This window comes from Hymenobacter setariae (assembly GCF_007713685.1).
In the GTDB taxonomy this organism is placed as follows: domain Bacteria; phylum Bacteroidota; class Bacteroidia; order Cytophagales; family Hymenobacteraceae; genus Hymenobacter; species Hymenobacter setariae.
Genome location: NZ_VMRJ01000008.1, coordinates 1 through 18,407, shown reverse-complemented (window position 1 = coordinate 18,407; position 18,407 = coordinate 1). Strand labels below are relative to the sequence as shown.

At 60.5% G+C, this 18,407-nt stretch carries 18 protein-coding genes and 1 pseudogene; 7 read left to right on the top strand and 12 right to left on the bottom strand.

Annotation, left to right across the window (positions count from 1 at the left end; genetic code table 11):
- Positions 1-97 precede the first annotated feature (97 nt).
- The 3 genes from FNT36_RS23790 to FNT36_RS23780 all read left to right on the top strand — a co-directional run bounded on the left by FNT36_RS23790 (position 98) and on the right by FNT36_RS23780 (position 2,513).
- Positions 98-826, top strand: coding sequence for a phosphatase PAP2 family protein (locus tag FNT36_RS23790; RefSeq protein ID WP_144852975.1), 729 nt, complete (start codon positions 98-100; stop codon positions 824-826).
- A gap of 211 nt (positions 827-1,037) precedes the next feature.
- A complete protein-coding gene (locus tag FNT36_RS23785; RefSeq protein ID WP_144852974.1) occupies positions 1,038-1,544 on the top strand; it encodes a PepSY-like domain-containing protein in 507 nt (168 codons plus the stop codon).
- 252 nt (positions 1,545-1,796) lie between these two features.
- Positions 1,797-2,513, top strand: coding sequence for a sulfite exporter TauE/SafE family protein (locus FNT36_RS23780; protein ID WP_144852973.1), 717 nt, complete (start codon positions 1,797-1,799; stop codon positions 2,511-2,513).
- 158 nt (positions 2,514-2,671) lie between these two features.
- Here FNT36_RS23780 and FNT36_RS23775 read toward each other — a convergent pair whose 3' ends face one another.
- The 8 genes from FNT36_RS23775 to FNT36_RS23740 form a co-directional block, all read right to left on the bottom strand.
- Complete coding sequence (locus FNT36_RS23775; RefSeq protein WP_144852972.1) at positions 2,672-3,289, bottom strand: HEPN domain-containing protein; 618 nt, start codon at positions 3,287-3,289, stop codon at positions 2,672-2,674.
- Positions 3,273-4,316, bottom strand: coding sequence for a ParA family protein (locus FNT36_RS23770; RefSeq protein ID WP_144852971.1), 1,044 nt, complete (start codon positions 4,314-4,316; stop codon positions 3,273-3,275). Before FNT36_RS23770 ends, FNT36_RS23775 begins: the two co-directional genes overlap by 17 nt.
- Positions 4,317-4,400: 84 nt before the next feature.
- Complete coding sequence (locus tag FNT36_RS23765; RefSeq protein WP_144852970.1) at positions 4,401-7,628, bottom strand: efflux RND transporter permease subunit; 3,228 nt, start codon at positions 7,626-7,628, stop codon at positions 4,401-4,403.
- The gene (locus FNT36_RS23760; protein WP_144852969.1) at positions 7,625-8,554 is read right to left on the bottom strand and encodes an efflux RND transporter periplasmic adaptor subunit; all 930 of its coding nucleotides are present in this window, start codon (positions 8,552-8,554) and stop codon (positions 7,625-7,627) included. The genes FNT36_RS23765 and FNT36_RS23760 overlap by 4 nt, the downstream gene beginning before the upstream one ends.
- Positions 8,555-8,582: 28 nt before the next feature.
- Positions 8,583-9,935 (bottom strand): TolC family protein, encoded by a 1,353-nt coding sequence (locus FNT36_RS23755; RefSeq protein WP_144852968.1) that lies wholly within the window; start codon positions 9,933-9,935, stop codon positions 8,583-8,585.
- A 25-nt stretch (positions 9,936-9,960) separates the two neighbouring features.
- On the bottom strand, positions 9,961-10,176 hold the full coding sequence (locus tag FNT36_RS23750; RefSeq protein WP_144852967.1) for a hypothetical protein: 216 nt from the start codon (positions 10,174-10,176) through the stop codon (positions 9,961-9,963).
- A gap of 174 nt (positions 10,177-10,350) precedes the next feature.
- Entirely contained in the window at positions 10,351-11,388 is a 1,038-nt protein-coding gene (locus FNT36_RS23745) for a sulfite exporter TauE/SafE family protein (protein ID WP_144852966.1), read from the bottom strand.
- A 3-nt stretch (positions 11,389-11,391) separates the two neighbouring features.
- On the bottom strand, positions 11,392-13,806 hold the full coding sequence (locus FNT36_RS23740) for an outer membrane beta-barrel family protein (RefSeq protein ID WP_144852965.1): 2,415 nt from the start codon (positions 13,804-13,806) through the stop codon (positions 11,392-11,394).
- Between the two features lie 674 nt (positions 13,807-14,480).
- On the opposite strand from FNT36_RS23740, the gene FNT36_RS25745 reads away from it, so the two are divergent.
- Positions 14,481-14,660 (top strand): hypothetical protein, encoded by a 180-nt coding sequence (locus FNT36_RS25745; protein ID WP_233636187.1) that lies wholly within the window; start codon positions 14,481-14,483, stop codon positions 14,658-14,660.
- 69 nt (positions 14,661-14,729) lie between these two features.
- Here the strand turns inward: FNT36_RS25745 and FNT36_RS26050 are convergent, their stop codons facing one another.
- Together FNT36_RS26050 and FNT36_RS26045 are read right to left on the bottom strand one after the other, a co-directional pair.
- Complete coding sequence (locus FNT36_RS26050; protein ID WP_394343536.1) at positions 14,730-15,113, bottom strand: recombinase family protein; 384 nt, start codon at positions 15,111-15,113, stop codon at positions 14,730-14,732.
- Between the two features lie 75 nt (positions 15,114-15,188).
- Complete coding sequence (locus FNT36_RS26045; protein ID WP_394340167.1) at positions 15,189-15,344, bottom strand: hypothetical protein; 156 nt, start codon at positions 15,342-15,344, stop codon at positions 15,189-15,191.
- Positions 15,345-15,518: 174 nt separating this feature from the next.
- Here FNT36_RS26045 and FNT36_RS26105 point away from each other — a divergent pair, with 174 nt between their 5' ends.
- The 3 genes from FNT36_RS26105 (at position 15,519) to FNT36_RS23725 (ending at position 17,024) form a co-directional block, all read left to right on the top strand.
- Entirely contained in the window at positions 15,519-15,713 is a 195-nt protein-coding gene (locus FNT36_RS26105) for a transposase-like zinc-binding domain-containing protein (protein WP_449404387.1), read from the top strand.
- 172 nt (positions 15,714-15,885) lie between these two features.
- Complete coding sequence (locus tag FNT36_RS26040) at positions 15,886-16,200, top strand: IS1 family transposase (RefSeq protein WP_449404386.1); 315 nt, start codon at positions 15,886-15,888, stop codon at positions 16,198-16,200.
- A gap of 83 nt (positions 16,201-16,283) precedes the next feature.
- Positions 16,284-17,024 carry an SDR family oxidoreductase gene (locus tag FNT36_RS23725; RefSeq protein ID WP_089334418.1) on the top strand — a complete coding sequence of 247 codons (741 nt, stop codon included), beginning with the start codon at positions 16,284-16,286 and terminating at the stop codon, positions 17,022-17,024.
- A 142-nt stretch (positions 17,025-17,166) separates the two neighbouring features.
- Here FNT36_RS23725 and FNT36_RS25870 read toward each other — a convergent pair whose 3' ends face one another.
- Both FNT36_RS25870 and FNT36_RS23715 read right to left on the bottom strand, forming a co-directional pair.
- On the bottom strand, positions 17,167-17,295 hold the full coding sequence (locus FNT36_RS25870) for a hypothetical protein (RefSeq protein WP_262490745.1): 129 nt from the start codon (positions 17,293-17,295) through the stop codon (positions 17,167-17,169).
- Between the two features lie 182 nt (positions 17,296-17,477).
- Positions 17,478-18,293 (bottom strand): annotated as a pseudogene (locus tag FNT36_RS23715) (IS3 family transposase); the annotation flags it as partial.
- Positions 18,294-18,407: the final 114 nt, after the last annotated feature.

The window sequence follows — 18,407 nt, the reverse complement described above, 5'->3', positions numbered from 1 at the left end:
CCCAGTCTTACCGCGGTAGCCGGCTAGCAGGCACCCCAGTTATGCAACCACCCCCGGCAGCGCAGCCGTGCGTGCCGGGACACTACGCTTTTTCGCCATGAATCTCCATTCCGCTTTCCTTTCGCTCCGTCGTCACCGGTTGCTTTGGCTGCTGCTGGCCGTTATCGTGGGCTCGTGGGGCTTGTTTGCCGAGGTGGCGCACGAGCTGCGCGAAGACCGCCTGCAACCCGACCACGGCTTTCCCTTCGACCGCCCCCTACTCGACTTCCTGCACCAGCACGAGGGGGATGGGCGCTGCCTGCTGGCCAGCCAGCTCAGCGCCCTCGATGGCCCGGTGTGGCTGGCCGTGTACGCCCTTGGGGCGCTGGGCGTGTGGCAGCTCATGCGGCAGCGGCGCTACCGGGCCCTGGGCTTCAGCGTGGGGGCGGTGGGCGGCACCATGGCCCTCAACCTGCTGGCCAAGTACCACTTCGACCGCCTGCGACCCGATTTCTACCACCAGGTATGCAGTGCGCCGCCCCTGCAGCTGCCCGACCCGAGCTTCCCGAGTGGGCACGCCATGGCCTCGCTGGCCCTGGCCTGCACGCTGGGCATCGTGTGCTGGCCCACGCGCTGGCGTTGGGTGGCCTGGGGCGCCGGGCTACTATTTGCGCTGGGCGTGGCCTGGTCACGCCTTTACCTGGCGGCCCACTATCCCTCCGACGTACTGGCGGGCTGGTTGGCGACCGGGGCCTGGGTCGGGACGCTGTATCTGGTGTCGTCGCGCTATCTGGGGCAGCTCCGCCGGCTCTGGCAGCCTGTGCGGGGCAAGCGCAGCTACTCCTAAGGCACTTCGCAACAGGCCCGGCTCGCCGGCCTGTCTACGCATGGGCCACCAGCAGCGCGCAAGTCCTGCTGGGGGATAATTCGGGGCGGCTGGTCGATGATTTGGGCGGGATTATCAGCATTATACCCACCAAGGAGCTTTTATAGGAATTATCCATATTTTCTGGCAGGTTTTTTCCTATGCATGCTTCCTAACCTTTCTTATCCCACTCATGCAATATCCCTTGTTTTTCCTGGCTGCATTGTTTGTTGGCTCCACGGCGGCGCACGCTCAGAAAATCAGTTTAACGCAGGTTCCGGCCCCTGTCAAAGCTGCGTTCGAAGCTCGTTTTCCGACGGTGAAAACTGCCACCTGGGAAAAGGATACGCAACAGATTAAGCAGGCGTATGACTACGAAACCCACAACGATTTCTGGGCCCGCGATGCTTTTCTGACCCAGGATGTTTACGAAGCTGACTTCCAGCTGAATGGCCAGCAGATGTCGGTCGTTATCACCCCCTCCGGGCCAGTGCAGGAAACCGAAATTGTTCTGAATGATAAGCAGTTGCCGCCCGCAGTGCGGGCTACGCTGACCCGTGATTTCAAGGCCTATCAAGTGCAGGAAATCGCTACCGTTACCAACGCTGACGGCCGTATACTGTACGAGGCCGAGCTAGCACAAGCTGGCAAAAAGCAGGAAATACTTTTCACCGCCGACGGCCAGCAAATTCTTCCGTAGCCAGGCGCAGTAAAGTGGCTTGTGGGCAACCCCGCCGGCGGTGTCTTCCAGGCACTATCGGCTAGTCACGTAGTGGGCTAACCCGGGTAAACAGGGTGCTGACACATCGATTAAAAATCCTTGCCTTTTAGTGCAGATTTCAGCAAGTCAGCGGCAGCACAGATTCTAAACAGAATCATATTTTAACCTTGAGGCAATGATAGCTTCAATACGGAGCAAATTACGCTTAATCAACTAGTTACGTTTTTAACAATGGAATATCTCATTCTTTTTGTGGTTGCCTACCTGGCGGCCACGGTTTCAGCCTCGGTTGGCTTTGGGGGAGCGCTGATTTTTTTGCCTATTCTGGCTGGCATCGTGGGAATAAAGGAGGCCGTGCCGGTGCTCACCGTAGCGCAGATATTTGGCAATGCGTCCCGCTTCTGGTTTGGCCGGCACGAGTTGCAATGGAAACCGGTGCTGTACTTTCTGGCGGGCTCCCTCCCCATGGCCATCCTGTCCAGTAGCCTGTATTCGGGGATGAAAGCCGACTGGATATTCAAGCTGGTGGGCGGCTTTCTGGTACTGGTGGTCGCTTACCGGCACCTCAACTTTGCGAAAAAAGTGGAGTTGGGCAACCCGGGCATGGTGCTGGGCGGTGCGCTGACGGGCTTCCTGTCGGGCCTGACGGGTAGCGCGGGGCCTACCGGCGCCCTGTTTTTTCTGGGCCTGAACTTACCGCCCGTGGCCTACGTGGCCAGCGACGCCTTCGCCTCGCTGGTGCTGCACCTTACCAAAACTATTGTGTACAGTAAGTATGCGCTCGTCACGACCAAAGGCCTGCTGGTGGGCACCTTCGCGGGCGTGGCCATGATTGGCGGTAGCTACACCGGCAAGCTGCTGCTGAGCCGTATTTCCAAAGAGCGGTTCCTCATGGTTGTGGAAGGCCTGATTGTAGTCTTCGGCCTTCAAATGATGTTTTTTGCGTAAGCGAGAGCACTCACCAGTATCCGGCTAACACAAAAGGGCCGCCCCCAACTTGGGGGCGGCCCTTTTGTTATACCTACTATGCTTGACCTGCTTGGCAAGCATAGTAGGTATTATGCAGGTGAAGACAAGCTAATTTGCCATGCCAAAGGCAACATCAATCATTTAACCGCATTATATATTTCAGTGGCAATTTGCTCAATAAACGTTGTTACGAAATCCGTATCAGCTTTACTTATTGCATTTCTCTGGCCATTCAATAAACCTAAATCAGACTCGTGCACTATTTGATTTCTTCTAGCAACAATATTTTTCAATCGCGTGGTTAAGTCTTCATGGCTCAAGGATAAAGCAAGCGCTATCTTCTGCCATTTATGCTTCTCATCCCATACCAGGCTTAACCCATCGGCAATCTTAACCGGGTCTTGAAATGACAAGGCTTTGTGCCGATTCACTATTTCCTGCTCAAACCAGTACTCCGCCGGCGGCAACGTAGTCGGGGTAGTATTCACTATTGCATAGTGAGTATCTAGCGATAAGCCGAACGCCATGAATTTGCTTGTCCTGACCCGATTTCCGTGGAATGCTTCCAACATTCCTATTCTTATTAACTCATGAATAAGTTTATCCAGCGCGCTGACCGCATACACCCACTGAGCCCGGAGTAAATCACTTAAATCAGATGGAATTCTGACGACATCAGTTAAGTAAACATACAACGCGTCTAATTCCTTTATTGGCCGCAAATTCTCCTGAAATTGATTAAATGCTCGGTGCATAGTTGCAAAGGGCTATAACTTTTTCAGAAAGACTCTCGAAAAGCTCGTTAACCGAATTACGCTTTTCCATCATGCCAGCGAGAATAGGACCAGTTTCATGAATCTCAGTGTCTTGCAAGGCAAAGACAGGTACGCCGGCTACGCTCGCTTTAGGCAGCAAGCCTTGGAAATCCGGTATCTCAGCCAGACAAAGCGTTTGCTCGACATGTGCAGTTGAATAAGCTTCAGCCGGCAACACCATCTTCTTAGCCGAAAGCGCCGGGACTAGCTTACTAATAACAACGTCGTTTATTTCCGCAATATTTTCTCTATACGGCTTGGCTGGTCGACCATTACGCACATTAAAGCGCTGGATAAGTGTTCCCAGCATTTTAGGCGTCGTTTCGGGCAGCGGATAGGATGCATCACGAAAAGCATCCCGCATTCTCTCCACCCAATCAACCCATCTGGGCAAAATAGACACCAGCGTGTTTATAGCCATAATAGAAAATGGGTCAGGATTGGTTGGTATTATAAAATAATCTGATAAAACGAATAGGTTTTGATTTATAGCGCTTAACCCTGGATTTAAGTCAATAAACACAAAGTCCGCCTGGTATTTCGCGGCAGTCTTAGAAATTAAAGCGTTGAATGCTCCAGGCAGGTTTTGCAGGGTTGCGATGGCATTATTGGAATTTTGAGCGAAACTTAAAGCGGCATCGTATTCCGACAGATTAGCGTGACCTGGTAATAGAAACAGATTGCCGTTTCTATCCGCCACGGGACAAGTGATAGCCGAAATTTCTTGCGGCTTGGCTTCAAACGCTACTTTAACGCCATCCTTAATATTATTAAGCTTAGTTGCCTCGTCCGTGTAATATTGCTCGAATCTATCGTTAAGAATCAAGGAGGTTAAATTGCATTGCGGGTCGGCATCCACTAGCAATACCTTATACCCTTTTTCGGCAATCTTCCAGCCTAAATTGAATGCGGTAGTAGTCTTACTTACGCCCCCTTTGTGATTAAAAAAAACTATTTTCTTATTCATGAGATTAGTTTTTAAACAAATTAATCTGTAGTCCCCAACAGTGAGTGTTCGTGCGTAAAGCTACTGGCTAAGCCCCGCTTGCCCCTACGTCATCGGCTCCGTTTCTTCCCCCACTGCCTCGGGGGGGCGCACGTGGTGGTAAATCAGGCGCATGCCGGTGGGCAGCACGAAGAGCAGCATCGGCAGCGCCACCACGAAGCCGCCGATAACGGCCACGGCCAGCGGCTGCTGCATCTGGGCGCCCAGGCCGATGCCCAGGGCCAGCGGCGAAAGCGCCAGAATAGCCCCGATGGCCGTCATCAGCTTGGGGCGGATGCGCAGGGCAATGGCGTAGCGGATGGCCGTGTCCACGTCGCCCGTCTCGCGCAGCGACTCGTAGAACTGGTGCACCGTGAAGATGGCATTCTCCGCAATGATGCCCACGACCATGATGATGCCCGTGTAGGAGCTCACGTTCAGCGGAATGCCGGCCACGAACAGCCCCAGCAGGCAGCCCGTGATGCCCATCACCGAAATGAACAGCACCAGCAAGGAAATCAGCCACTCGCGGAACAGAAACAGCAGCACCGCGAACACCAGCAGCGAGGCCGTGAGCAGAATCAGCTCCAGCTCGCGAAACGAGGCCTGCTGCTCGGCGTAGGCCCCGCCGTAGACGATGGTGTAGCCAGGGGGCAGCGCCACCTGCCGGCCCACCTGCTGGCGGATGGTTTGGATAGCGGAGCCCAGGTCCACGCCGTTGAGGCGGGCCGTCACCAGGGTCACCGACTTGAGGTCCTCGCGGCGCAGCTCCACGTTGCCGGGCTCCACGGTTACGGTGGCGAAAAAGGGCAGGGGCCGCACCGTACCATTGGGCAGGGCGATAACCTGCTTTTGCAGCTGGGCCAGCGAGTTGTGGCTGAAATCGACGTAGCGCAGCAGCACCTGGCGCAGCTGCTCGCCGTCCTGCACCTGCCCCACCTGCAAGCCGCCGAGCGAGCCGGCCTGGGCGGGCGAGATGCTGGCCTGGGTGCTGCCGCTGGCCGCCAGCGCCTGCCCGCCCACCAGGTCGGCGAGCTGGTTCTGGAAATCGAGCGGGGTGAGGCCGTAGCGCGCGAGCTTGGCGATGTCGGGCCGGAACACGATGCTGGGGCCGGAGGGAATGAGGCCGTTGTTGACGTCGGCCACGCCGGTTACTTTTTCCAGTACCTGCCCCACCCGGTTGGAAAGCTTTTCGAGCGTAGCCTGGTCATCGCCGAAAATCTTGATTTCGATGGGCTTGGCGCTGCTCATCAAATCGCCCAGCAAATCGGAGATGCGCTGACCGAAGTCCACGGTGAGGGCCGGCTCGCTGGCCTCGATGCGCTGGCGCAGCTGGTCAATCACTTCGGGCGTGGTCAGCTGGTGGTCGCGCCGGAGCTGGATGAGGTAGTCGCCGTACTCGGGGGGCCGGGTGTCGAAGGCCAGGCCAATGCCGGTGCGGCGCGAGTAGCTCTGGATTTCGGGGTGCTTGGTGATGATGTTTTTTTCCACCTGGCGCAGCACGCGGTCGGCTTCGGCCTGGCTGGTGCCGGGCGGCAGGTGGTAGTCGAGCACGATGGAGCCCTCGTCGAGGTCGGGCAAAAAGCCCGTTTCGAGCCGGCCCGCTACCAGGTAGGCGCCCACCCCCAGGCCCAGCACTAGCACCAGGGCCAGCAGCGGCCGGGCAAAGAGCCCCGTGAGCCAGCCCAGCTTCGCGGCCTGCTCCTGGGCCGCATTGTGGCTGTGGGCGTTTTTGCCCGCCCGGTAGCCGATAAACAGGTGCAGCACCGGCAGCAGCAGCCAGGTCACCAGAAATGAGCAGACCATGGTAATCTGCATCGTGTCCGATAGCTCCTTGAAGAAGCTGCCCGCCAGCCCGCTCATCAGCCGGAAGGGAAAGTGGATGACAATCGTGCTCAGTGACGAGGCCACCATGGCCGGAAACAACCCGGCAATGGCCGCCCGCACCACCTGAATGTTGCTGTGGTTGGGATTTTCCTCGTGCTGGCGGTATATCTGCTCGATGATGACAATGGCATCGTCAATAATCAACCCCACCGAGGCCGCAATGGCCCCCAGCGACATGATATCCAGGGTGATGCCGAACAGGTAGAGCACGAGCAGCGTAAAGCACACCGTGACCGGGATGGTGAGCAGCACGGCCAGGCTGGCCCGCCACGAGCGCAGAAACACGACCATTACCAGAATGGCCAGCGCCAGCCCCTCCACGATGCTGTGAATGACGCTGTCGATGCTGTCGGCCACGAACACCGACTGGTCGTAGTAGGGCTTGAGCGTCATGCCGGGCGGCAGCAGGCGGCGCAGCTCGGCGGCCTTGCCATGTGCGTCACGGGCAAACGTGGCCAGGTCCACGCCCTGCTGCTTCACCAGGTCGATGAGCACCGCGGCGTGGCCGTTGGCGTTGATGAGCACGAACTCCTGCTGCTCCTGCACGTCCACCGTGGCCACGTCGCGCACCCGCACTACCCGGCCCGAATCGGCGCGCACTACTACTTGCTTCAGGTCGTCGAGCGACCCCAGGCGCGTGTCGGTGAGCGTGAGGTAGAGGCGGCGGAAGCTGCTCAGGTTGCCGGCCGACTGCACGAAATTGGTGGTGGCAAACGCGGCCTGCAGCTGGGCCGGGGTGAGGCGCTGCCCCGCCAGCTTGGCGGGGTCGGGCGTCACCACGAATTCCTTGGCCTTGCCGCCGCGCACCACCACGTTGGAGGCGCCCGCCACCTGCGAGAAGAGGGGCCTAGCCAGCAGGTTGCCCGCGTCGCGCAAAGCGATGGGCGAGCGCGAGTTGCTTTCCAGCGAGTAGCCCAGCACCGGAAACAGCGACTGGTTCATGGCCTCGGTGGCGATGGTGACGCCGGCCGGCAGCAGCCCCTTTATCTCGTTGACGCGGCTTTCAAGCTGGGCCTTGGTGCTGTAGACGTCCACGTTCCAGTTGAGAAACACCTGAATCACACAGGAGCCGCGGCTGGTGCTGCTTTTGACCACCGTCACGCCTTTCACCCGCTTCACGGCGGCTTCCAGGGGCTTGGTCACGGTTATCATCATCCGGTCGATGGGCTGCTGCCCGGCGTCGGCAATGAGCGTAATTTTGGGGAAGGTGACTTCCGGGAACAGCGCCGTTTGCATGCGCGAATACGCAAACAACCCCACGGCCAGCAGCAACAGGCCAATCAGCACGATGGGCTTACGCAGGGTGTGGAAGTAGGAACTGTCGGCCGGCTCGGCCGGGGGCGGGGTGGGGGCCGGGCGGCGCGGCGCGGGCGCGGCGGGCGGGCCTAGGGTGGTGGGCTCGCTCATCGGGTCACGGTGACTTTCGCCGTATCGGCCAGGCCGTAGTTGCCCGCGCTCAGAATCCGGTCGCGGGGGCCGAACAGCGGGCTTTTGATTTCAATCTCCTGCGGGTTTTGCACCCCTAGGGTCACGGGCACCTTCACGGCCGTCGAGTCGTTGACCAGCTTCATCACCCAGAAGTTGTGCAGCGTCTCGTCGGCCAGCACGCAGCTGGCGGGCAGGGTCTGGGCGTTGGGCTGGCGGGTCTGGGTGAGGCGCACCTGCACAATCAGGTTTTCCGGAATCACGCCCTTGGGGTTAATTGGCCGCACCAGGTATACCTCCGACTGGCCCGGGCTGACGCTGGCCAGCGGCGAGAGCACCTGGCCAGCGAGGCAGGTGCTGTCGGGCAGCACGATGGTGCAGGCGGGGCGGCCCTGGGCCAGCTGGTGGTACTCGTAGGGCAGGTTGAGCTGAAACACGAGCTGGCTGCTCTCGGCCACGGTGCACAGCGGCGAGCCTTCCAGCAGGTAGTCGCCCGGCTGCTGGATGTTGAGCACGCTCACGATGCCCGGCGAGGGCGCCGTCACCGAGACCAGCCCGAAGCCCTTGAGCGAGGGGTCGATGCGGGTGATGGAGCTGCCCAGCGCCCGGCGCTCCTTGGTTTCGAGCGTGAAGAGCACCTGCCCGGCTCTCACCCTATCGCCGATGCGCACGTTCACGCCCGTGACGTAGCCGGCCACGGGGGCCGTCACGGCGCTTTTGCGCGGGTAGGTCGAGGTGGCCGGGAAGGTGCGGTACTGCGTCAGGCTCTGGGTGGCGGGCTGCACCACCTGCACCTGGGCGCGGGGCGGGGGGGCGGGCGCCTCCTCGCTCGGCGCGCTGCCGTGGCAGGCGGCCAGCAGCAGGCCCAGGCTAAGCGCGGGCAAACGGGTCAGGAGGGAAAAGCGCATGTCATTCGGGGGGTAAGCTGGCCGGCGGCTACCACGTCCAGTAGTTATAGGCATTAATGAGCAGCAGGCGGCTGTTGTCGAGCAGCACCAGGTCGCGGGCCGCGGCGGCGTAGTTTTTGAGTACCAAGACGTAGGCGACGATGGAGAGCTGACCGGCAATTGCCTCGCGCTTGTAGGAGTCGAGCACCAGGCGGTAGTTGGCAATCTGGGCGCGCGAGAGGCGCTGGCGCTCCTCTACCTGGCGCAGCTCGTAGAGCAGGCGCTCCTGGCGCACCGGGTTCACGGTGGCGAAATTCTGCTGGTAGGCCCGCGTGGTGGCCAGCAGCACGTTGGTGCGGTCGCGGCTGAGCTGGCGCTGGTGCCCGTCGAAGAGGTACATACTGAACTGCAGCCCGGCGCTCACGCCCAGGCGCTGCGGAATATCGCTGAACGTCACCGCCTCCAGCCCGCCGTTGGCGAAGGCATTGACCAGCGGCTTGTAGCGCAGCTCGAATACCTGCTGGTTGGCGGCCAGCACCAGGCTGTCGAGGCGGTAGCGGGCCGTGAAGCCCGAAAGGCCCGGCGCGGGGCCGCCGCGGCGCAGCGGCAGGTCGGTCGTCGCCAGCTGCACCTCGCTGGTATCGCCGATGCCGCAGAGCACGTTCAAGTCGAGCAGGTCGCGGTGGTAGGCCGTGCGGTAGGTGTTGAGAAACACCTGCTGGGTTTCGACCTCGATTTGCAGCAGCAGGTAGTCCGACTGCTTGAGCAGGCTGGCCGCCACCAGCTTCTCGACCAGCAGGCGCTGCCGGCCCAGAATGCCGAGCAGCTCGCGCACGTAGGCCAGCTGCCCCAAATCCTGCTGGCACAGAATGTACTGGTCGCCCACGAGCTTCTCCAGGTCGTGCAGCGACAGCTGGGCGAGGTTTTGCTGGCTCAGCGCCAGGCCCTGGGCCTGCTGGGCAAAGGCTGCCAGCCGCTTCTGATTGAACAGCGGCTGCGTGAGCTGGGCGTAGCCCTGGTAGAGGGCCCCGTTGCTCAGGGCAACGTCGTAGCCCACGTAACGGGTACTGTTGTCGGCCGAGTAGCGCAGCCCGGTGTTGCCGTTGTCGCGGCTGAACACGGGCACGGCGATGTAGTTGGCCACCAATGTGCCGGTAGCCTTGGTATAGAAGGCCCGCAGGCGCTCGGTTTCGAGCTGCACGGCGCGGCCCTGGTTGCGCGCATCGGCGCTCAGCGGACTGTTTTGGCGGGCCTGCGCCAGGTAGTACCCTAGGTCACGGGTGGTCCCGGCCGGCGCGGCCGGGGGCACGGGCGCTTGGGCGGTCGCCGGCCGGCTCATCCCCAGCCCCCAAATCAACAGCCAGAGCCATTGGCAACCAGGCGCTCGAAGCAGTTTACGCATACTGTGGTTAGTAAGAAAATAGCCGCTAGCGCGCAACGGAGTACCCCAGCTCGATGCACTGAGAGCAGCGAACCCGCGTGTCGGCCAGCCGGGTGGGTTTGTAGGGGCGCCACTCGCCGCTACGCTTCACTTCCTGGCCTATGGGGCACGCATCGTCATCGTGGTAGGGGTAGCGCACCGGTTTAGCGGCGGGCGACTCCGTGGCCGGCGGCGACAGCCGGAAAAAAGGAGAGGTTTTCATGTTTAGTACCCGGCGCCACCTGCAGCGCGGAGCTGAGCGTAGCACGGGTTGGCGAAGCAGGGGGCAAGCTATCCGGCAATTCTGTGCAGAATTTGTTGCGACACCTTATGTGTCAGGAATTACGGCTGCTTACCGGGTAGATGACTGCGGCCAAAAATCCCAACGAGCAGGTAGCTAGTCCGGTATGTCCACGGAGTATACCCGGCCTTGGTCGTTCAGATACACCTCATAGTAATGGTGGTTAAGCTTCCATACTTCCTCTACCTTGACGATGGGCCGCTGCTTTGGCAGGCGGCCGATGGCCGCCCGCACGGAAGCCGGCAGGTCGGCCAGGGGCACGGGCTGCTCGATGGCGGGGCTCTCATCCATTTCCAGCTCCAGCGTCAGACTGGTGCTGCGCCACCAGCCGGTTATTTCCAGGTCGCCGCCGAAGACGCGGGTACTGGCCCGCAGGTTCTGGGTGCTGCGCAGCTCCTGGGTAGCCGAACCCAGCATGAACACCCCGCTCAGCACCATGGCCGCGTAGCCGATGCGCTGAAACAAGCTTTCCGACAAATACTTGACCAGTCGCTTGGCCCCGGCCGTGGCTAGCACCGCCGCCACCGCTACCACGGCCCCCGCCCGCCAGACCGGCCCCGTTAGCAGCCCCAGGTAAAGATAGAGCCCAAGCTTAATGCCGTGCAGCAGCACCTCATTGGCCGCCCGCGTGGCGATTACTTCGTCACGGCTCAGCCCGTAGCGAAAGTAGAACTTGTTGAATAGCAAGCCCACCGCCCCGGTGAGGCCCGACAAAAAGCCGGCTAGAAAGCCGATGATGCTCAGCTTCAGCCAGCCGGCCCGCTCGGGGGTGGCGCCGGCCTCGTCGGGGGCGGAGCGCCGCAGCGCGGCCGGCAGGTTGGAGAGCAGAAACAGGCCGATAAAAACTTCCAGGTACAGCGGGTTGAGGTACTTGAGCAGGTAGGCCCCCAGCAGCACGCCCGGCACCGCTCCTGGCACGAAGCGCCGCGTCACGGGCCAGGCGATACGGCGCCAGAACAGCGCCAGCTTCGACACCGTGCTCGTCGCCGTACCCACCGTGAGGGCCGCCGGCACGCTCGACGCCGGCAGCACCCGCGCCAGCACCGGCAGCAGCAGCAGGCCCGCGCCCCCGCCGCTCAGCGTGCTGAGGCCAAAGGCCAGCAGCGCGACCACAAAAATCAGGAGCAGACCCATGGGCTAGTTGTCGGCGCCGCCCTCCTCGTCGGCATTTTTACGCCGGGCGCGGCTTTCCTGGCCCTGGCCGAAGCGGTAGGTGAAGCCCAGGTAGGCAATGCGCGACTCGCGCTTGAAGCGGGTGACGGTGGCAAAATCAGCCCCCCCGTCGCGGGAGTCAAAGCGCAGCGTGTTGAAGATATCGGCCACGCGCAGCGTGAAGGTGCCGTGCTCGCCCAGCACATTGTAGCGGGCGGCCAGGTCAATGTTGAAGTTCTCGCCCCGCGTGCCCTGGGCCGAGTTGATAGGCGAGCGGTAGTTAAGGGCCAGTTGCGCATCGAGTCGCTTGCTGAGGGGAAACGTGTTGTTTAGGCGGCCCGTGAAGGCCAGGCTGGCCGTGTTGACGGCCGTACCGCTGGTATTGCCCCGGATGGTGCGCCGAAACGCCGAGGCCGTGCCGTTGACCTTCCAAAAGGCGGCCAGGGGCGTGGCGCCCACCACTTCCAGGCCGTAGGAGGTTTCGTCGCCCACGTTCAGACGGGTAGTTAGCGTCACCAGGTTGCCAGTGAGCGGGTCAGTGATGACTTGGCGAAAGGGCTTAAGGGTGGCCGTTTCGAGGCGGTAAAAGGCCGTGGTGCCCAGGCTGCGCCCGCCGGCCCAGTCTACCTGGTGGCCCAGCTCGAAGGCGTTCACAAACTCGGGTCGCAGCTGCGGATTGCCGGCTTGCAGATTGAGCTGGTCGGTACGGTCGAGAAAGGGATTCACGTCATTGGCTTCGGGCCGGCCCACGCGCCGCGAGTAGCTGAGCTGCACGCGCTGGTCGTGGGGCAGGTCAAGGGCTAGCACGGCGGTCGGAAACAAGCTCAGGTAGCGCTGCGTGAACTGCTCGTTGGTGGTGCGCTGGTCGCCGGTAATGGTGGTGTGCTCGGCCCGCAGCCCGGCCTGGTAGCTGAGCTTGCCACGGGCGCCCGAATACAGCCCGTAGGCGGCCTGAACGTACTGGCTGTACACGAAGCGGTTACTGGGGTCAAAAGCCAGCGCCGGCGTGCTGGCAAACTGGTAGTCGAGGTCGTAACGTCGCAGCGTGCTGCGGGCGCCGGTTTCGAAGCGGCTTTTCTCGCCCAGCGGGTGCACGTAGTCGACCTGGGCCGTGGCCTGCGCCGTGCGGTTGCGGGTTTGCTGCTGCTGCGTACGCTGGCTGTTGTCAAGGTAGGCTAGGCGCGAGTTCACCGCATTGTTGTTTAGCAGCGGCGTGTACACGGCGCTGGCCGTCAGCTCGCGGCCTTTCTGTGCGGCCCACTCGCGGCGGTAGTCCAGGCTGATGTCAGCCGCCCTGAAAGTACCCGCGCCGATGTTATAGCGGTTGCTGGTGCCGGCCAGCACGGGCCGGTTGCCCGCCGTGCCATTTACTTGGCGCGAAAGCAGGGTTTCGTCGGTTGTGTTCAGGTTCAGGCGCGGCTGCACGGCCAGCGTCAGCGTCTGCTCGGGCGTGAAAGCATAATCTACCCCTAGACGCAGGGCGTGGGTATTTTGCAGGCTCACACCGGCCCGGTCCTGGTGCAGCAGTAGGGTACTGTCGCGGCCCATAGTGGTCTGGTCCACGGTGCCCACGAAACGCCGCCGGTCGCGCCGGTAGTCGTACTGCCCGAAGGCATTGAACTTCCCCTTCCGGTAATTGAGCAGCAGCGAGGCATTGGCCTTGTCGCCGGTGCCGCCGGTGGCATTTACCTGGCCGTTCAGGCCCTCGCGCCGCTCTTTCTTCAGGATGATGTTGAGAATGCCGCCTGCCCCACTGGCGTCATAGCGGGCCGAGGGGTTGGTGATGACCTCTACGCTTTGAATGCTGCTGGCCGGAATCTGGTCGAGCGTGGTACCGGTAGGCTTGCCGTCAATGAAAATCGTGACGTTACTGGCCCCGCGAATGCTCACGGCCCCGGTCTGGTCTACCGTCACGGAGGGCACGTTCTGGAGCGCGTCGATAGCCGTGCCACCAGTGGCCGTCAGGTCTTTGGTTACATCTACTACCTTTTTGTCGAGGCCGCCGCTCACCACCGGCCGCTCGGCCGTCACCACCACGTCAGTGAGCTGGGTGGCCGCCGGGCGCAGGGGCAGCGAACCCAGCGCCAGGGTAGGGGCGCCGGCCGTGAGGCTGATAACCCGCCGCCCGGGGCGGTAGCCCACGGCCGTAGTTTGCAGGATGTAGGTGCCCAGCGGCAGCTTGGTCAGCTCAAACGCGCCCGCCTCGTTGGCCTGCGCGCCCGTTACGAAGGTGGAATCAGGGCTGTGCAGCAGCACCACGCTGGCAAATGAAACGGGCTGGTTGGTACCCGCTTCCTGCAAAGTGCCGCGCACTGCTCCCTGCTGGGCCTGGGCCGGGGCGGCGCTGGCCAGTGCCGCCGCCAGCAGCCCTAGCCGCCAGCTACTAGATACTATTGACATAATTCTTAGCTGTATCCCTGCTTAGTCCGAGCGGCCCGAACTTACCGGCCTTGCTGATTTTAAAAAGCGGAGGAGCCGGAGTAAGCAGGACTTGGTGCAGGCCGCGCCAGGAGTAAGGCATCGGTTGGCTTGCGGCGCGCTCAGCACGTGCAACCCAACTGAACAGGATGGTTTTTCGCCAAACCTACTGGCTAATTCTGGCGCCACTCTGTAGCTGCTACACTGTAGCGCGACTGAGAAGCGCCACTGAAAAGGCCCTGGGCAAGCAGTAGCCAGCGCAGGGCAAGTCTTTACGCACCCAGTCACGCCGCTTGAAAGCTGGCAAAGTCACTTGGTACTAAAAGCAGATAAAACCAGATTTGCGCCAGAATCAGCCGGTAGGTTTGGGGGTGACTGAGCGAACAACGCCTCACTCACTTCCCGCGCAGTAGCTATCGCTCAGCCACCTGAATCATCGTAATCCTTTTGCAGCCGGCTACAGCTACTACTAGGGAGTGGGCTGGTGGTACTGGCAGCCGATACTTAGGCGTAGTGCCCACTTTATACGGCGTCACGCCGAGCCTCAGCACCCCGTGGCGACCGCAATAAATTACTCTGGTACTGCTAATCGGCAAATAAGTACTTGTCGGCAACCGGGTGAAGCGCCCGGGTCGACCGCCTATCAGTTGCTATTTATGATAAAGACCTGCACCGCACTGCTCCTGATTTTCCTGCTGCCGGGCCAGCTGTGGGCGCAGCACGTTGCTGCTGCCAGGCTGCCCGAAGCCGTACGGGCAGCCTTTAAGAACGCGCAGCCACTGGCTACGAAAGTGAGTTGGCACCAGCGTGGGGCAGTTTACGAAGGGTGTTGTTAAACAAATAGGGTAAAACCTCCGAGTCCATGGCTAACAGGGGTTCTTCTTCCCAAAGGGCGGATTTACACGCTAAGCACTTTTTAGCTTCTGGGCGTAATTGTAGACGGTGCCATAGGCCAGGTCTAACTGCTTGATGACTTGATTCATAGATAAGCCTTCGCGCAGAAGCTGCGCAATGGCCTCCTGCCTAACCTGCGCCAGCGGGGGGCGGGCCACGTGTTTGCCCTGGGCTTTGGCCCGGGCCATGCCGGCGCGCACGCGCTGGCTGATGAGCGTGCTCTCAAGCAGGGCCAGCGAGGCCATGACGTGGAACCCCAACTCGCCCGTGGGCGTGGTGGTGTCGATATTTTCCTGGTAGGAGACGAAGTCCACCCCTAGGCTCTGGAATTCCTTCGGCGCGTTGACCAGCGCCTGGGTCGAGCGGGCAAAGCGGTCGTAGCGCCGGACCAGCACCGCGTCGAGCTACCGGTTCTTGGCCGCCACCATCATCCGTTTGTACTGAGTTCATTCCTCGCTGGTACCCGAGGCCTAGTCCACGTATTCATCGACAACGGCAAAGCCGCGGCGCTGGGCGTACTCGCGCAGGGGGCGCAGCTGCGTCTCCCGGGCCTGCCCTTTGTCGAGGGGGGAGACGCGGGCATAGAGCGCCACGCGGGTGGGCTGGTCGGTCGGGTTGGCGGGCATCGGAGGTTATCAAAAAGGAGTTCCTTGTTGATAGGCAGCACGCACCCGCTCTACAGCGTAGAATCAGTCTTTCTCAGGCAGTACTATAACCCTTTTTGCTAACCGGGCTTAGCGTGTAAATCCGCCCTTTTGGCAAAAGAACCCCATTAAGAGGTGAAAAGCGTAGGAGGGATTATGGTTTACACGCAACATCTATGTGCCCAATGTGGCAGCGAACCTATTCGGCGCAATGGTACGAGCCAAGGGCATGCCGAATATCAGTGTAAAGCCTGTGGCTACCAAGCGCGTTTTACGCCCGCTGCTGTCGCCAAAGCCGCCCAATATGCCCAGGTGGAAAAACTGTTACGTAGAACGCAACTCCCAACGTAGCATTGTGCACGCCACGGGCGTGGCGCGCGTGACGGTGGCTAAGCTGCTAAAAAAAGCGCGGGCAGCTTCGCCCCCGCTGCCCCGACTGCGGCGGAAGAAGTTTTAGAAAAAACGCTGTAAAGCGCATAAAGTCTGGCTCTGGCTTGCGGTCGAACGCGCCAGTCGGCGCATCGTGGCGTGGGTTTTGGGCAACCGCAGTGCTCAAACGGCGCAGCGGCTGTGGCAAGCCTTGCCGCGTCGCTACCGCCGCCACTGCTGGTATTTTACCGACCGCTGGAATGCCTATACAAACGTGCTGCCCCGCTGGCGACACTGCCCGTATCTGAAAGGCGAAGGGCAAACCAGTATTGTCGAAGCTAGTAATTGCTCCTTACGGCAGCGGTGCGGTATGCTGGTGCGCAAATCCTGCTCCTTTAGCAAAAGTTTGGCAATCCATACTGCCCGCATTAAAATCGTTATCGATAACTACACTCCCACCTTAAATTAGACCACCACCCAAGAAACAACTGCTGTAGCTACCGGTTATCCCCCACATCGCCTTAAGTAAAGCGAGGCCAAACGAGGAACATCATGGAGAATATCGAAAATAAAGTAGTCGTCATCACGGGCGCTAGCAGCGGGCTGGGCGAAACTACGGCTCGCCATTTGGCCAGCAAAGGTGCCGCCGTAGTGCTAGGCGCGCGCCGCCTCGAAAACCTGGAAAAAATTGCTGCCGATATTCGCGCCGCAGGCGGAAAGGTAGAGATTCTGCAAACCGACGTAACCAAAGCCGAAGAAGTAAAAGCCTTGGTTGATAAGGCTGTAGAAGCGTTTGGTCGCCTCGACGTTATCATCAACAATGCCGGCCTGATGGCCATTGCGCCCATGAGTGCCACCAAGGTGGACGAGTGGAACAGCATGATTGACATCAACATCAAAGGCGTGCTCTACGGTATCGCGGCCGCCTTGCCCGTGTTCGAGCAGCAAAAGTCCGGGCACTTTATCAATATCTCGTCGGTGGCGGGCATCAAAGTGTTCAGCCCCGGCGGCACCGTGTACAGCGGCACCAAATACGCCGTGCGGGCCATATCCGACGGGCTGCGCCACGAAGTAGGCGGCAGCATTCGCGTCACCAGCATCGAGCCCGGCGCGGTAGAGTCGGAGCTACAGCACGGCAGCTCGCACGAGGAAAGTGCCAAGGGCGTGGTAGAGTTCTACAAACAGGCTATTCCAGCGTCGTCAGTGGCCCGGGCCATTGCGTTCGCCATCGAGCAGCCCGCCGAGGTAGATATCAACGAAATTGTGCTACGCCCCACGGTGCAGGAGTTTTAAGCACGTCGTCCATATCTGGTAGCTCAAAGCGCCTGTCAGGTTGAGCTGGCGCAGCATCTTCCGTTAGAAATATGATTTCTCACGCGAAAAAATGCTGCGCCAGCTCAGCCTGACAGGCGCTTTAATATAGTAGGTAGGCTGGCTATTTTAGCAGCTCGTGCAGCGCGGTCTGCATCGAGAACGTCCGGTTGCCCGCTTCCTGAATGATAAGTGAGCCCGGCGCATCGAGCACCGCGTCCGAAACTTGGCCTTGGGTAAAAGGTTGGCACAAAAGCTAAACGGGCTGGCCAGTTCGTGCTGAGCATCACCGGCGTGACAAGGCCCGGTCCATACATGTCAGTCATGAGGAGCATTCTCGAGCGCATTCCAGTTCGCGGGTGGCGACGCAGTCTGTTGCGTATCGCTTCGGCAACTGACCTGCTCCCATTTACTGGGCCGGTTGAAAGTGGAGCATCAGGCATTCTGAAGCTCGACAGTAGTAGCCGCAGCCACTACCTCATCGGGCGTTAAATTCTGTAGCGAGCTGTGCGGTCGGAAGCCATTGTATTCTTGGCGCCACTGCTCAATTTTATCTTGCGCATCGGTCAGCGATAGAAACCAATGCACGTTCAGGCATTCATCGCGGAAGCTGCCGTTAAACGACTCAATGTACGGATTATCGGTCGGTTTGCCCGGCCGAGAGAAGTCCAGCGTCACGTGCTGGTCGTAGGCCCAGCGGTCGAGGGCCTTGCTGATAAACTCGCTGCCATTGTCGACTTGGATGCGCTCAGGTACTACGCCTAACTGCTGCTGTAAGCGCTGCATCACGGCCACGACATCTTCACCTTTCAGCGACTGCCCCACGTGAATGGCCAGGCACTGGCGACTAAAATTATCGACTATCGTTAAGGCGCGGATTTTGCGGCCATCGAAGAGGTTATCGGCCACAAAATCCATGCTCCAGCTCTGATGCAGGCGGCCCAGTGGGAGACGTTCTAGCCGGTGGGCCGCGGCCCGATTGCGCCGTGGGCGCTTGCTACGCAAGTTCAAGCCTTCCAAGCAGTAAAGACGATGCACGCGCTTATGATTGTCTAGCCAGCCTTCCCGGCGTAGCAGGATATAGAGGCGCTGACTGCCGTAGCGCACTCGCACTTGCGCCAACTCCCGCAAGCGCTGGCGCAAAACGGTATCATCGCGTCCACGTGCTTGATAGGCGAAGCTCGCGCGCTGCAAACCAATGACTCGGCAGGCGCGCCGAGCGGAAATGCGGTAAGCGTCGATTAAGTGGTCAGCTAAAAGTAACCGTATACTCAGTTCCGACTCTGGGCATGAGGTAGTCGAGCTTGTCGCGTAGGGTTTGCTCGGTGCGATAGTCGTCCGGGGTGAGCCAGTAGTGCTTGCAGC